Annotated in this window: 13 protein-coding genes; 8 read left to right on the forward strand and 5 right to left on the reverse strand. The window is 70.4% G+C overall.

Annotation, left to right across the window (positions count from 1 at the left end):
* The 5 genes from ACODT0_RS41840 to ACODT0_RS41860 form a co-directional block, all read left to right on the forward strand.
* Positions 1 to 320, forward strand: a 320-nt coding sequence (locus tag ACODT0_RS41840; protein WP_489043986.1) for a hypothetical protein, incomplete at its 5' end; no start/stop codon positions are given.
* Between the two features lie 70 nt (positions 321 to 390).
* The gene (locus tag ACODT0_RS41845; RefSeq protein WP_489043987.1) at positions 391 to 2,115 is read left to right on the forward strand and encodes a ShlB/FhaC/HecB family hemolysin secretion/activation protein; all 1,725 of its coding nucleotides are present in this window, start codon (positions 391 to 393) and stop codon (positions 2,113 to 2,115) included.
* A gap of 21 nt (positions 2,116 to 2,136) precedes the next feature.
* The gene (gene exbB / locus ACODT0_RS41850; protein ID WP_489043988.1) at positions 2,137 to 2,577 is read left to right on the forward strand and encodes a TonB-system energizer ExbB; all 441 of its coding nucleotides are present in this window, start codon (positions 2,137 to 2,139) and stop codon (positions 2,575 to 2,577) included.
* A gap of 4 nt (positions 2,578 to 2,581) precedes the next feature.
* A complete protein-coding gene (locus ACODT0_RS41855; RefSeq protein WP_489043989.1) occupies positions 2,582 to 2,941 on the forward strand; it encodes an ExbD/TolR family protein in 360 nt (119 codons plus the stop codon).
* Entirely contained in the window at positions 2,938 to 3,639 is a 702-nt protein-coding gene (locus ACODT0_RS41860) for a TonB family protein (RefSeq protein ID WP_489043990.1), read from the forward strand. Before ACODT0_RS41855 ends, ACODT0_RS41860 begins: the two co-directional genes overlap by 4 nt.
* Positions 3,640 to 3,811: 172 nt before the next feature.
* On the opposite strand, the gene ACODT0_RS41865 is transcribed toward ACODT0_RS41860, so the two are convergent.
* From ACODT0_RS41865 to ACODT0_RS41880, 4 genes are all read right to left on the reverse strand, one after another.
* Positions 3,812 to 5,248, reverse strand: coding sequence for an aldehyde dehydrogenase family protein (locus ACODT0_RS41865; RefSeq protein ID WP_489043991.1), 1,437 nt, complete (start codon positions 5,246 to 5,248; stop codon positions 3,812 to 3,814).
* A 138-nt stretch (positions 5,249 to 5,386) separates the two neighbouring features.
* The gene (locus tag ACODT0_RS41870) at positions 5,387 to 5,893 is read right to left on the reverse strand and encodes an HPP family protein (RefSeq protein ID WP_489043992.1); all 507 of its coding nucleotides are present in this window, start codon (positions 5,891 to 5,893) and stop codon (positions 5,387 to 5,389) included.
* 6 nt (positions 5,894 to 5,899) lie between these two features.
* Positions 5,900 to 7,099: an NAD-dependent formate dehydrogenase gene (locus ACODT0_RS41875; RefSeq protein ID WP_039262297.1), complete on the reverse strand. Its 1,200-nt coding sequence runs from the start codon at positions 7,097 to 7,099 to the stop codon at positions 5,900 to 5,902.
* A 140-nt stretch (positions 7,100 to 7,239) separates the two neighbouring features.
* The gene (locus ACODT0_RS41880) at positions 7,240 to 10,839 is read right to left on the reverse strand and encodes an ABC transporter ATP-binding protein/permease (protein ID WP_039262296.1); all 3,600 of its coding nucleotides are present in this window, start codon (positions 10,837 to 10,839) and stop codon (positions 7,240 to 7,242) included.
* A gap of 123 nt (positions 10,840 to 10,962) precedes the next feature.
* On the opposite strand from ACODT0_RS41880, the gene ACODT0_RS41885 reads away from it, so the two are divergent.
* From ACODT0_RS41885 to ACODT0_RS41895, 3 genes are all read left to right on the forward strand, one after another.
* The gene (locus ACODT0_RS41885; RefSeq protein WP_296724803.1) at positions 10,963 to 11,886 is read left to right on the forward strand and encodes a LysR substrate-binding domain-containing protein; all 924 of its coding nucleotides are present in this window, start codon (positions 10,963 to 10,965) and stop codon (positions 11,884 to 11,886) included.
* Positions 11,887 to 12,002: 116 nt separating this feature from the next.
* On the forward strand, positions 12,003 to 12,242 hold the full coding sequence (locus ACODT0_RS41890; RefSeq protein WP_489043993.1) for a DUF6364 family protein: 240 nt from the start codon (positions 12,003 to 12,005) through the stop codon (positions 12,240 to 12,242).
* Position 12,243: 1 nt separating this feature from the next.
* Positions 12,244 to 12,666, forward strand: a complete 423-nt coding sequence (locus ACODT0_RS41895; protein WP_261213189.1) for a TA system VapC family ribonuclease toxin — start codon at positions 12,244 to 12,246, stop codon at positions 12,664 to 12,666.
* Positions 12,667 to 12,847: 181 nt separating this feature from the next.
* On the opposite strand, the gene ACODT0_RS41900 is transcribed toward ACODT0_RS41895, so the two are convergent.
* Positions 12,848 to 13,801 (reverse strand): aminotransferase-like domain-containing protein (locus ACODT0_RS41900; protein WP_489043994.1); only part of this gene is annotated, 954 nt, incomplete at its 5' end.

Raw genomic sequence — 13,801 nt, forward strand, 5'->3', positions numbered from 1 at the left:
CGCAAGCCGCGGCGGAGGCGGCCGCCGTCGCCGCCGCGCAGGCCGCCGCCCGCGCGGCGGCGCTGCAGGAACGCGCGCAAACGGGTTCGCGTCTCGCGGCCGCCGCAACCTCGGAGGCCCAGCGCCAACCGGAACGCCCCGCGACCCAGACGACAGCGGGCTTCACGCAACGGGCCGCGGCACTGGCCGACAACATCGTCTTCGCCGATCGGCGCAGCTTCTCCGCCAACGTGGAACGCATCGAGATAGACGGCAAGGTGTTCGAACTCGAGGACGAAGGCGCCAAGGCGCCCGCGGCGCCGCCGTCGACGCCGCGCTGACATCGCCGCCCCGCGGCGGGACGGCATGGCCGGTCCCGCCTCCCCTTCTTCTCTTCGTTCCCGTTGCGACATGAACCCCCTTCGTCCCGTCTCGTCCTCACGCCGGGCGCATCCCGCGCTCGCCGCCTTCTCCGTGCTCTGCTCGCTCGCCACCAGTGGCCATGCCCAGGTGGCGCCCATCCCCAATTACGGCAGCGGCGATGCGCTGCGCGAAGCCCAGCCGCCGCGTCCGCTGGGCACCCCGCGCCAACCGCCCGCGCCGGTGATCGTGGAGCAGCCCGAGCGGCCGCTCGCCCTGCCGGCCGGCGAGACGCTGACGGTGCGCGACTTCAAGGTCGAGGGCGCCGACGAGATTCCGCCCGCCGAGCTGCGGGCCGCGCTCGATCCCTACCGCGGCCGCGCGCTGTCGATGGCCGAGATCGAGCAGGCCGCGGGCCGGATCACGGCGCTGCTGCGCGACCGCGGCTACCTCGTGGCGCGCGCCTATGTGCCGCGGCAGGACGCGAGCGCCGGCACGCTGACGGTCCGGGTCCTGATCGGCAGCTACGGCAAGCTCACGCTCAAGAACCGCTCGCTGGTGCACGACGCGACCGTGGCCGATGCGTTCGCGCCCTTGCAGGCGGGCCAGCCGGTCTCGCGCGCGCAGCTCGAGCGCGCGATGCTGCTGGTCGGCGACATGCCCGGCGCCACCCTGCCCCGCCTCACGATCTCTCCCGGCGAAGCCCCGGGCACCTCGGACTTCGATGTCGAGGTGGGCGAGCGCAAGCGCTTCAGCGGCTATGTACTGGGCGACAACCAGGGCTCGCTCTACACGGGCAAGAACCGCCTGAGCGCGGGGCTCGACATCAACTCGCCCTTCGGCATCGCCGACCGGCTGAGCCTCAACCTGATGGGCACCGAGGGCGGCGGCCTCGACAACGGCCGCGTGGCCTACGGCTTTCCGCTGACCGCGAGCGGCCTGCGCCTGGAGCTGGCCGCCGCGCGCACCACCTACCACCTGGGCGGCGACTACGAGGACCTCGAGGCCAGGGGCCGGGCACGCACGGTCGAAGCCACCTTGAGCTATCCGCTGCTGCGCAGCCGCGCGCAGAACCTGTCGCTGAGCCTGAACCTCGCGCAGCGCCATCTGCGCGACGAGGTGGGTGCCGTCGAGAGCGTCGACCGCAAGACCACCCGGGTCGCGACCTTCGCCGTGCAGCACGAGCGCTGGGGCCAACTGCTGGGCCGACCGGGCTACACCAGCGTCGTCGCCGGATTCAGCTACGGCCACCTCGACATCGACAACCCCGCGCAGGCGGCGCTCAACCGGGCCGGCGCCAACACGGCCGGCGACTTCGCGCACCTGAACCTGCGGCTCGCCGCCAACGTGGAATTCGCCAAGGGCTGGACCGCGAGCAGCGCGCTGAGCCTGCAGAAGGCGCTGCGCAACAAGAACCTCGATGGCAGCGAGCAGATGAGCATCTCGGGCCCCAACGGCGTGAAGGCGTACCGCGAGTGGGTGAGCGGCGACAACGGCTACCTGCTCAATGCCGAAGTGCGTTATGCGCTGCCGGCGCCCGAGGGGCTCACGCATTCGGTGGGCGTCTTCGCCGACCTCGGACGCGCCTGGCTGCAGAACGCCGACTACACGACGCGCAACGGCGTGCGCCTGTCGGACGTGGGCATCGGCTACCAGGCGCGCTACGGCGCGCTGTTCGGGCGGCTGCAGGTCGCGCGCGCCATCGGGTCACGCCCGCAGGAGATCGCGCGCGAGGGCCGCACGCGCGTGCTGGTGCAGGCCGGCGTGCTGTTCTGAAGCATCGAGGAGGACCACGGAATGAACATGAACTGGCTCGCCGGCGCCATCGACTACGGCGTCATCGGACTGCTGGTGGTGCTGAGCGTCTTCGTCGTCGCGATCGGCATCGAACGCGCCTGGCTCTACAGCCGCATCGACACGCACGCGATCCGCGACATCAAGTCGCTCGAGTTGCTGCTCACGCGCAAGCTCTTCGTCATCGCCTCGGTGGCGAGCAACGCGCCCTACCTGGGCCTGCTGGGCACGGTGTTCGGGATCATGCTGACCTTCTACAACATGGGCCAGGACGCCTCCATCGATACCGGCAAGATCATGATCGGCCTCGCGCTCGCGCTGAAGGCCACGGCCGTGGGCCTGGGGGTGGCGCTGGTGTCGGTGGTGCTCTACAACACGCTGCTGCGCAAGGTGCAGGTGTTGATCCTCGAATGGGAGATCGCGCGTGACCGAAAAGCCGATTGACAGCATGAACATGCTCCCCTTCGTCGACATCATGCTGGTGCTGCTCACCATCGTGCTGACGACCTCGAGCTTCATCGCGAGCGGGCGGATTCCGGTCAACCTGCCGCAGGCCAGCGCGAGCCCTTCGGAGACCTCGCAAACGCAGACCATCGTGATCGATGCGGCGGGCACGATCCACTTCGGCGGCGAGGCCCTGAATGCCGACGCACTCAAGACCCGGCTCGCCGCGATGGACAAGCAGACGCCCTTCCTGCTGCGCGCCGACCGCACGGTGCAGCTGCAGCGCTTCATCGACGTGGCCGATGTGCTCAAGCAGCTGGGCTTCGCCAAGGTGGCGGTGCAGACGGAGCAGGCGCCGCGATGAGGTTCGCCATCGGTCTCGGCCTCTCGGTGCTGCTGCACGCGGCGCTGGTGCTGCCGTGGCTGGTGCGCGCGCGGCCCGAGGCGTCGCCACCACCGCGCGAGCAGCTGGTGGTCGACCTGCTGGGCATGGTGAGCAACCGCCAGGTCGAGCAGCAGCAGGTGGCGCGGCCGGCCGAGCCTCCTCCTGCGGCGCCGCAGCCGAAGCGGGTGGCGCGCAAGGAGACACGCGAGCGGGCACCGGCGCCGCGCCAGGTCGCACCGAGCCCGGTGCAGGTGGCGCGCGTCGAGGAACCCGTGCGCGCCCCGCCGGAGCCGCCGACGCAGGCGCCCGTGGCCGCGCCGCCGCCGGTCGCGAATGCCGCCGAGGAAGAGCGCATGCAGCAGACCGTGCGCGCGCGCGACGACGGCGCCGATGCCCTGCGCAAGTACCTCGCGGGCCTGCGCAAGGCGATCCAGGGCAAGCTCGTCTATCCGGTCGAGGCGCGCGAGGCCGGCTATGTCGGCGCGCCGACGATCCGCTTCACGCTGACCGAGGAAGGCAACATCCTGTCGGGCTCGCTCGCGGTGGCGAAGAGCAGCGGTTACCCGGTGCTCGACGAGAGTGCCATGCGGGCGGCGCAGGCCGGCGCGCCGTTCGAGAAGCCGCCGCGGCGGATGGAGGTGGCGATCGCCATCGGGTTCGTTCAGGAACGGCAGTGAGGTTCGGCCTGCTGTTCGGGGCGCGTGCACAGGACAGCGGGTACTTCCCTCCGCGAATGTCCCCGGCCTTCGGCCTCCTCCTTGTTCGGCCTCCTCCTTGATTTCGCGGCGGGAAGCACCCGCTGCCCTGTGCACGTGGATGCCGCGGGCAGGTGTGCCGGGTACTGCAGGCTCAGGCCGCGGCCTTCGGCGCGAAGCCGAGCATGGCCTTGACCTCGAGGAATTCGCCGAACGCGTGATCGCCCCATTCGCGTCCGTTGCCGGACTGCTTGAAGCCGCCGAACGGCGCGCTCAGGTCCAGGGCCGCGCTGTTGATGTTCACCTGTCCGGCGCGCAGGCGCGCAGCGACCTTTCGCGTCGCTTCGGGGTTCGTGCCCGACACGTAAGCGGCGAGCCCGTAGGGCGTGTCGTTGCCGATCTCGATGGCCTGCTCGACCGTGTCGTAGCCGAGGATCGTCAGCACGGGGCCGAAGATCTCCTCGCGCGCCACCGTCATCTGGTTGTTCACCTGGGCCAGCACCGTGGGCTTGACGTAGTAGCCGGTCTCCAGGCCCGCGGGCTTGCCGGGACCGCCGGCCACCACCGTGGCGCCTTCGTCGATGCCCTTCTGGATCAAGGTCTGGATCTTGTCCCATTGCGCGGCCGAAACCACCGGGCCGAGGGCCGCGCCGCTGGCGGGATCGCCGACCGTGGTGGCCTCCGCCGCTTCCTTCGCGATGGCCAGGGCCTCGGCCATGCGCGCATTGGGCACCAGCATGCGCGTGGGCGCATTGCAGGACTGCCCCGAGTTGCCCATCACGCCGCGCACGCCGGCCGTCACGGCGCGCTTGAAGTCCGCGTCCTCGAGGATGATGTTCGGCGACTTGCCGCCGAGCTCCTGGTGCACGCGCTTGACGGTGGGGGCCGCGTTGCGCGCCACCTCGATGCCGGCGCGCGTGGAGCCCGTGAACGACACCATGTCGACTTCCGGATGGCTGGAGATCGCGGCGCCCACGGTCGGCCCGTCGCCATTGACGAGATTGAAGACCCCGGCGGGCACCTGGGCCGCATCCAGGATCTCGGTCCAGATCACCGCCGAGAACGGCGCGATCTCCGAGGGCTTGAGCACCATCGTGCAGCCCACCGCGAGCGCCGGCGCCACCTTGCAGGCGATCTGGTTGACGGGCCAGTTCCAGGGCGTGATGAAGCCGCACACGCCGATCGGCTCCCTGACCAGCAGGGTGGTGCCGCGCGCCTCGTCGAACCTGTAGGTCTTCAGGACTTCGAGCGCGGTCTGCAGGTGCGCCAGGCCCATGGCGGCCTGGGCGTCCCTGGCCAGTGCGGCGGGCGCGCCCATCTCCTCGGTGATGGCCGCCGCCATGTCGGCATAGCGCTTCTTGTATTCGGCCACGATGCGCTCGAGCAGCGCGATGCGCTCCTGCACGCTGGTCCGCGAATAGCCGCCGAAGGCGGCGCGAGCGGCGCGCACCGCGCGATCGACATCGGCGGCCGAACCCATCGAGATGCGGCCGGCCGGCTTCTCGGTCGCGGGGTTGATCACGTCGATGCTCTTTGCCGTGGCGGGGTCGACCCAATGGCCGTCGATATAGAACTGCAGGTAGTCGCGCATGCCGGTGTCTCCTGATGAGCCGTTGTCGCAGGATTGCGTTGTGCTTGCCAGAATACATCGGGTGCGGCGTCCGCGCGGTGAAAAGGCCGGTTGTTCCATTTCGAAACACTGCCTCGGGCGGGCGGCCGCCCGAGGCGGTCACGCAGCCCGTCTCGCGGCCCGGTAGCGGATCGCGAAGCGGTACAGCCGGCTCAGCAGCACCAGCACGCAGGCGCCGGCCAGGGTCGGCAGCACGAGGAAGTCCCAGCCCGGCTGGCTCAGGAAGATGATGACCGGGTTGCTGCCGGCCGGCGGGTGCACCGTGTCGGTGGCCATCATCAGCATCGCCGCGCAGGCGCCGGCCGCGGCCATGGCCCACCAGCCCGGCCCCAGCAGGTGCAGGAACAGCAGGCCGACCGCCGAGGACAGCAGGTGGCCGCCGATCACGTTCTTCGCACGGGAGAACGGCACATCGGGAAACCCGAACAGCAGCACGCAACTGGCGCCGAACGAACCGATCACCCAGGCGTCGTGCGTGGTCGCAGCCAGCGCGCCCACCGTTGCCAGCGCCACGAACGCGCCCAGGCCCGCCAGCAGGATGCTGGCGATCCGGTCGCGCCGCGGCGCGCCTGCCTCCTTGCGAGGCGCCGCGGTCGTCGAGAGCACGAGGTGCTACTTCTTGAAGCGCGCGGCTTCTTCCGAGCCGCCGGTGGCATTGCCCGCGCTGTACGAATGCGCGCCCACGCCCGCGAGCTGGCCGCCCTGCACGATCAGGTACTCGTTGCGGATCGGCCGGTTCTCGAAGTAGCACTCGAGGATCTCGCGCGTGCCGGCCGCATAGCGCGACTGCGCCGACAGGCTGGTGCCCGAGATGTGCGGCGTCATGCCGTGGTGCGGCATCGTGCGCCACGGATGGTCGGCCGGCGCGGGCTGCGGGAACCACACGTCGCCCGCATAGCCCGCGAGCTGGCCGCTCTCGAGCGCCGAGGCGATCGCGTCGCGGTCGCACAGCTTGCCGCGCGCCGTGTTGATCAGGTAGGCGCCGCGCTTGAACTTCTTCAGGCTGTCGGCATTGATCATGTGCTCGGTCTCCGGGTGCAGCGGGCAGTTCAGCGTCACCACGTCGCAGACCTTGGTCAGGCTCTCGAGGCTGGTGTGGTGCGTGAGGTTGAGCTCCTTCTCGACCGACTCGGGCAGGCGGTGGCGGTCGAGGTAGTGCAGCTTCACGTCGAAGGGCTTGAGCAGCCGCAGCACGCGCAGCCCGATGCGGCCCGCGGCCACCGTGCCCACCTGCATGCCCTCGAGGTCGTAGGAGCGCGCCACGCAGTCGGCGATGTTCCAGCCGCCCTTGACCACCCAGTTGTACGAAGGGATGTAGTTGCGCACCAGGCCCAGCGTCATCATCACCACGTGCTCGGCCACGCTGTTGCTGTTGCAGTAGGTGACCTCGGCCACCGTGATGCCGCGGTCGATCGCGGCCTGCAGGTCGGTATGGTCGGAGCCGATGCCCGCGGTCACGATCATCTTGAGCTTGGGTGCCTTCGCGATGCGCTCGGCCGTCATGTAGGCGGGCCAGAAGGGCTGCGAGATCACGATCTCGGCGTCGTGCAGCTCGCGGTCGAGCACGCTGTCCGCGCCGTCCTTGCTCGAGGTGACCACGAGCTGGTGGCCGTTGGCCTCGAGGTACTTGCGCAGGCCCAGCTCGCCCGAGACGCTGCCCAGCAGGGTGCCGGGCTGGAAGTCGATGCGCCGCGGCGTGGGCAGCGTCTGTCCGTCGGGATAGCGCTCCAGGTGCGGCAGGTCGTCGCGGGCGTAGGTGGTGGGATAGCCCGTCACGGGGTCGTCGTAGAGCACGCAAACAATCTTGGCCAAAGTCATCTCCTGGTTGATGCGGCAGCACATCGCTGCACGGAGGAGATGGTTTCGCAGCGCGCGATTTCAGGCCAATCGTTTGATCGGATGGGGCGATAGGCGCGGCTTATGAAGCCCGCCGCGGGCCGGACCGCGCACCCTCATGCCCGCGCCCGTTGCGATGGTTCGGCACTCGCGCCCTGGTGGCTCGCCAGCTTCGCATACACCCCCTGCCGGCGCAGCAGCTCGTCGTGCGTGCCGGCCTCCGCCAGCGTGCCGTGCTCCAGCACCAGGATCAGGTCGGCGTCGCGGATGGTCGACAGCCGGTGCGCGATCACGAGCGTGGTCCGGTGCCGCATCAGCGCATCGAGCGCGCCGCGCACCTGCAGCTCCGACAGCGTGTCCAGGTGCGAGGTGGCCTCGTCGAGGATCAGCACCGGCGCGTTCTTGAGGAAGGCGCGCGCGATCGAGATGCGCTGGCGCTGGCCGCCCGACAGCTGCATCCCGCGTTCGCCGACGCGCGTGGCCAGGCCCTCGGGCAGCGTGCGCACGAAGTTCGTCAGCGCGGCGCGGTCGAGCGCGAGAGCCAGTTCCTCGCCGCTGGCATCGGGGCGCGCGAGGCGGATGTTGGCCTCGAGCGTGTCGTTGAACAGGTAGGTGTCCTGCGACACCAGCGCGACGCGTTCGCGCAGGCCGTCGAGCCGCAGCTCGCGCACGTCCACGCCGTCGAGCCTCACGCGGCCCTGGCGCGGATCCCAGAAGCGCAGCAGCAGGCTGGCCACGGTGCTCTTGCCGGCGCCCGAGGCGCCGACCACGGCCACGGTGGCGCCGGCCGGCACCTCGAAGCCGAGCTCGTGCAGGGTGTCCTGCGCCTTGCCCGGATAGGCGAAGCAGACGCGCTCGAAGGCCAGCGACAGGCCGCGACCCGCGGCCGGCGGCGGCAGCGGGCCGTCGACCACGGGCTCGGGCTCGTTCTCGACCACGTGCAGGCGGCGCGTGGCCGCGATGGTGTCGGCCAGCTGGCGGCTGACCTGCGAGATCTCCGACACCGGCAGGAAGGTGGCGAGCGCGATCAGCACCAGCAGCGGCAACATGCCGGCCGGCAAGGCACCGCTCGCGACCTGCAGCGCGCCGACCACGGCCACGGCCAGGCCGCCCAGGCCCATCGCGATCTCGAACCACGCGGTCTGGCGCGACAGGTCGTTCAGGATGTCCAGGCGCCGCGCGCGGCTGCGGTCCGCCACCTCGAGGAACTGCGCGCGGCGGCGGCCCGTGGCCTGGAAGGCGGTCAGGTCGGCCAGGCCCTGGATGGTCTCGGCGGTATGGGCGCTCATCTCGCCCAGCGCATGGCGGGCGCGGTCGCCGAGCGCATCGACCTGGCGGCGGCCCCGGATCGGCGACACCAGCGCATAGGCGAGGAACGGCAGCAGCGCCAGCGCCACGGGCCAGCTGTAGAGCGCGAGGAAACCCAGCACCGACAGCGGCACCAGCACCGAGACGATGGCCGGCGCGATGGTGTGGGCGTAGAAGTACTCGACCATCTCCACGTCGTGCGTGGCGAGCGCGACCAGGTCGCCCGAACGGCGCTGCAGCAGGTAGGCCGGCGCGAGTCGCTCGAGCTTGTCGTAGAGCTTCACGCGCATGTCGGCCAGCAGCTGGTAGGCCATGGCATGGGCCAGCCACGACTCGAGCCAGTGGAACAGCGCGGCCAGCGGCGCCGCGACCAGCAGGCCGACGATCAGCGCCGAGGTGTCGCGGCCGTCGCGGATCGCGGCCACCACCAGCGCGCTGAGCACGCCGACGCCGATGAAGGCCGCGACACGCGCCACGCCCAACACGATGGTGGCGATCAGCGTGCCGCGCCAGGGCCGCACCACCGACAGCAGCGTGGCGAGCGTGGCCTTCCAGCCGACCTGCTCGGCGTCGGCATCGAGCGGGCGCAGCGCGGGGCCGCGATCGCCCTCCTCTTCCGCGGCAATGCGCCGCACCGATGCGGCCTGCGCATCGACCGGCGCGGGCGCCGCGGCGGCGAGGCCCACGGCCTGCTCGTGCATCAGGCGGTGGTAGAGGCCCTGCCGTTGCATCAGCACCGCATGGCGGCCCTCCTCGACCACGCGCCCCTGATCGAGCACCAGGCAGCGGTCGGCGCCGATGATGCTGGCCAGCCGGTGCGCGAGGATCAGCGTGGTGCGGCCGACCATCAGGCGGTCCAGCGCCTGCTGGATCAGCGCCTCGTTCTCGGTGTCGACCGAGGACAGCGCCTCGTCGAGGATCAGGATCGGCGCGTCGCGCAGCAGGGCACGCGCGATCGCCACGCGCTGGCGCTGGCCGCCCGAGAGCTGCAGGCCGCGCTCGCCGACCTGGGTGGCGTAGCCCTGCGGCAGCGCCATGATGAAGTCGTCGATGTTGGCGGCCCGCGCCGCGGCGCGCACCTGCTCGTGGGTGGCGTCGGGGCGGCCCAGGCGCAGGTTGTCGTCGAGCGTGCCGTGGAACAGCGTGATGTCCTGGCTCACCAGCGCCATGTGGCCGAGCAAGGTTTGCGTGGCCAGGCCGTTGACGTCGTGGCCGCCCACGCGCACCGTGCCCGATTGCGGCACGAACTCGCGCAGCAGCAGCCGCACGATGGTGGACTTGCCGGCGCCGCTCGGGCCCACGATGCCCACGCGCTCGCCGGCCGCGATGCGGAACGACAGGCCCTGGTGGGCGGCGCGCTGCGGCGAGTAGGAGAAGGCCACGCCGTCGAATTCGATGGTGGGCGCGAGATGCGCGGGCCCGGCGGCGTTCGACCGTGTTTCAGGCGAAGCGGTCGGCGCTTTTGCATCCATCAGCGCATGGATGCTCGCCGCGGCCGATTGCCCCAGCATGCCCCGGTGCAGCACGGAGCGCAGCTCGCGCAGCGGACGGAAGATCTCGGTGCCGGCCATCAGCACGATCAGCAGGGCTTCCACGCTCATGTCGCCGGCCGTCACGCGCCAGGCGCCCACCGTGAGCGCCAGCGCGGCACCGAGTGCCACGCCGAGGTCGCTGATGCCGCGCGTCAGCAGGCTCACCGACAGCACCCAGAAGGTGTTGTCCGAGAGCTTGCGCGCGCGGGCCGCCAGCCGCTCGCCCCAGGCCTTGCCCTGGCCGTAGGCCTTCAGCGTGGGCAGGCCCTGCATCGCATCGAGGAACTCCTCGCCGAATTCGTTGAGCGAGCGCGTGCGCGCCAGGCTCGCGCGGCTGTCGAGCATGTGGACGGCCATTGGCCCGAGCAGCGCGAACAGCGCCGCGGCCAGGAAGACGAGCGCGGTCGGCAGGTCCCAGAAGGCGATGACCGCGAAGATGGCGAACGGTGCCGCGGCCGCGATCACGACCTGCGGCAGGTACTGGCCGAAGAAGGTCTGCAGCTGCTCCACGCCATCGACCACCGTCAGCATCACGCCGCCGGTGCGCTGGTTGGCGAACCAGGCCGGGCCCAGTGCCACGATGCGGTCGTAGAGCCGTGCGCGCAGCGCCTGCTGCACCTCGGCCGAGGCGCGGTTGGCCTGCACCGTGCGCAGATGGTCGAACAGCGCGCGCAGCAGCACCATCGCGCCCACGCAGGCCGCCGGTGCGATCCAGTCGCCGTAGGGCGCGCCGTCGAACACGCGTGCCAGCAACTGGCCGAGGAACACATAGCGCGCGATGCCGGCCGCCAGCGCCAGCAGGCCGAGCAGGATGCCGCCCGCCATCTGCAGGCGCAGGCCCGCTGTCAATTGCCAAAGCCGAATATCGAAATACATGGTGGTGCGATCGGTTCTTCCTGTCGGGCCGTCATCGTCATGCATCGCGCGGGGCGGCGAAAGCGATGGTTTTTCAATCCTGGGTTGAGATAGATTGCACCCTTTGCCGCTCCACCCCGCCCCATGCCACCACTGGCTGCCTTGCGCGCCTTCGAAGCCGTTGCCCGCCTGGGCAGCCTGAGCCGTGCCGCGTCCGAACTCCATGTCACGAAGAGCGCCATCAGCCACCAGTTGCGCGCGCTCGAGGAAGACCTCGGCGTGACCCTGCTGCATCGTGGCGGCACGGTGCGTCGCGCGCGGACCACCGAGGCCGGTGCCGCGCTGCTGGTGTCGGTGCAGCAGGCCCTGACCCTGCTCGAGACCGCCTGCCGCGACACGCGCGCCGGGGCTCATGGCCGGCGGCGCAACAGCCTCAACATCTCGGCCAACCCCTCGCTCGCGGCGCTGTGGCTGGCGCCGCGGATCGGGCGCTTCATCGAGCTGCATCCCGACATCGACATCCAGCTGTTCCTGCACGCCAGCCAGGATCCCGCCTGGGACGCGCAGGACATCGATCTCGCGTTCCTGCACGTGCGCGCGCTGGGTCCGCACCTCGCGGCGCCCGGCGACATCCCGCTGATGACAGAGACCGTGGTGCCGGTGTGCAGCCCCGCGCTGGTCGAGCCCGGCGAGCGCGACGACCCGCGCGTGTTCGCGCGCCACCGCTGGCTCGAGGAGAAGCACATCGACAGCCCCGAGACCGACTGGCGCACCTGGCGTCCCCGATTGGGCCTGCCCGAGAGCGCGAGCCAGGAACCGCTGGTGCTCAGCGGCCTGAGCACCGTGGTCGCGGCTGCCGCGGCGGGCGTGGGCATCGCGCTGGGGCGTGCGCCGCTGGTCGACGAGGAACTGGCGCGCGGCCGGCTGGTGGCGCTGACGCCGGGCCTGCGCATGGCCGGCTCATGGGGATACGTGATGCGCGTGCGTGCCAACCGGCCGATGGATGCCTCGCTGCCGACGCTGGTCGAGTTCCTCGCCGAGGAGGGGCGGCGCGCTCCTGCGTGGTGAGATTCGACGCGCGGGCGGTTTGTTCGGGACGCTGCCTCGGCGAGCGCGTCAGGTTGACTTTCGTGGCAATCGAACTACGATACAGAAATCTGTATCGAAAATCTCGCGGCGACCTCATGAAGACTACGCTCAATCTCAATGACAGCTTGCTGACGCAGGCCAAGGCGATGGCAGTGCAGGAACGCACGAGTCTCACGCGCCTCATCGAGGAAGGACTGCAGCTGCGGCTGAAGGCGAGGCCCCTTCCGACCGGCGCCGTTCGCTTGCCAGTGTTTCGCGGCAAGGGCGGATTGGTCGATGGCATCAGCGGCTTGAGCAACAAGGAAATGCTGGACGCCGCCGATCGTGACGCCTGATGTGAATATCCTGGTCGCCGCCTCGAGGAGCGACCATCCGCAACACGTGCCCGCGCTTGCATGGCTCGAGCAGGCGCTTGCAGGCGCCAGTGCGGGAAGGCCGCTTGCGCTGCAGCCCATGGTGATTGCCAGTTTCCTTCGACTCGTCACGAACCCGAGAGTTTTCGTAACGCCTACGCCGATCAGCGCAGCGCTGAAGTTCGTCGATGCGATTCTCGAAGCCCCGGGAGTGGAGCAGCCGCAGCTCGGCGGCGAGTGGCATTTGCTGCGCGAAATCTGCACCAACAACAAGCTGGCAGCGAACGATATACCGGATGCATGGCTGGCGGCGGCTGTCGCCCACCAGGGCGAACACCTGGTGACGTTCGACGGCGACTTCAGGCGACTCCTCTCGCGGGCGCAATTCACCCGGCTTTCGGCTTAGGGCCTGTCAGCACTACAACGAGCCCCTTTGCGGGGCAACCCGGGGGAAAGCTCGCCAGAGCCCGCCCCTAGGCGCTGCGTTTCTTGCATGTGCGGATGGACACGCGGCATCACGTGCCGTGATGGACGGGCTCTGGCGAGCTTCGCGACCCCTTGCATCGTGTTCGCAGGCCCCTGGAAGCTCAGGACCGGTGCTGGCGGCCTGCGAGCTGCCCCAGCCGCCGAACCCCCTCCTCGATCCGCTCGCTCCAGCTCCAGCCGGCGCTCAGTCGCAGGCAGTTGCGAAAGCGCCGGCTCGCCGAGAAGACATCCCCCGGCGCGAAGCAGATGCCGAGCTCGAGCGCCGCGTCGAACAGCGCGCGCGAGTCGAAGCCGCGCGGCAGTTCGACCCACAGAGCGAAGCCCCCGGCGGGCCGGCTGACGCGGGTCTCGGCCGGAAAGCTGGCCTCGATGGCGCGGGTCAGGTGCCGCAGGTTCTCTTCGAGCAGGCGGCGCAATCGGCGCATGTGCGCGTCGTAGGCGCCGCTGGCCAGGAAGTCCGCGAGCGCGACCTGCGGCAGCACCGGGCTGCAGAGGCTGAAGGCGAGCTTGCGGTCGACCACCTGCTGCGCGTATTTGCCGGGCGCGATCCAGCCCACGCGGTAGCCGGGCGCGAGGCTCTTCGAGAACGAGCTGCAGTAGAGGGTGTTCGCGCCGCCGTCGAGCGCGATGAAGGGCGTGGGCCGCTCGCGCGCGAAGTGGATGTCGCCGTAGACATCGTCCTCGATCAGCGGCACGCCGTGCCGCGCGAGCAAGGCCAGCAGCTCGCGCTTGCGTGCGTCGGGCATCGACACGCCCAGCGGATTGCTGAAGCTCGACGACAGCAGGCAGGCCGCCACCGGGCCGGCATCGAGCAGCCGAGCGAAGGCCTCGATGTGGATGCCCTCGACGGGATCGGTGGGCAGCTCCAGCACCTTGAGTCCGAGCACCTCGAGCGTGTGGAGAAAGCCGAAGTAGGTCGGCGACTCCACCGCGATGGTGTCGCCGGGCCTGGCGACGGCGCTCAGCGCGAGCGTGAAGGCTTCGGTGCAGCCGTTGGTGATGACCACGTCGTCGGGCGACAGCGCATGCCCGATGCGCATCGCGCGCCGCGAGTT

The sequence above is a fragment of the Variovorax sp. FG153 genome, assembly GCF_057809595.1.

Bases quoted from the DNA above. Each gene is read 5' to 3' on its own strand.
- ACODT0_RS41885 (WP_296724803.1), top strand. From the start codon at position 10,963: ATGCCACCACTGGCTGCCTTGCGCGCCTTCGAAGCCGTTGCCCGCCTG.
- ACODT0_RS41860 (WP_489043990.1), top strand. From the start codon at position 2,938: ATGAGGTTCGCCATCGGTCTCGGCCTCTCGGTGCTGCTGCACGCGGCG.
- ACODT0_RS41865 (WP_489043991.1), bottom strand. From the start codon at position 5,248: ATGCGCGACTACCTGCAGTTCTATATCGACGGCCATTGGGTCGACCCC.
- ACODT0_RS41855 (WP_489043989.1), top strand. From the start codon at position 2,582: ATGAACATGCTCCCCTTCGTCGACATCATGCTGGTGCTGCTCACCATC.
- ACODT0_RS41880 (WP_039262296.1), bottom strand. From the start codon at position 10,839: ATGTATTTCGATATTCGGCTTTGGCAATTGACAGCGGGCCTGCGCCTG.
- ACODT0_RS41890 (WP_489043993.1), top strand. From the start codon at position 12,003: ATGAAGACTACGCTCAATCTCAATGACAGCTTGCTGACGCAGGCCAAG.
- ACODT0_RS41845 (WP_489043987.1), top strand. From the start codon at position 391: ATGAACCCCCTTCGTCCCGTCTCGTCCTCACGCCGGGCGCATCCCGCG.
- exbB (WP_489043988.1), top strand. From the start codon at position 2,137: ATGAACATGAACTGGCTCGCCGGCGCCATCGACTACGGCGTCATCGGA.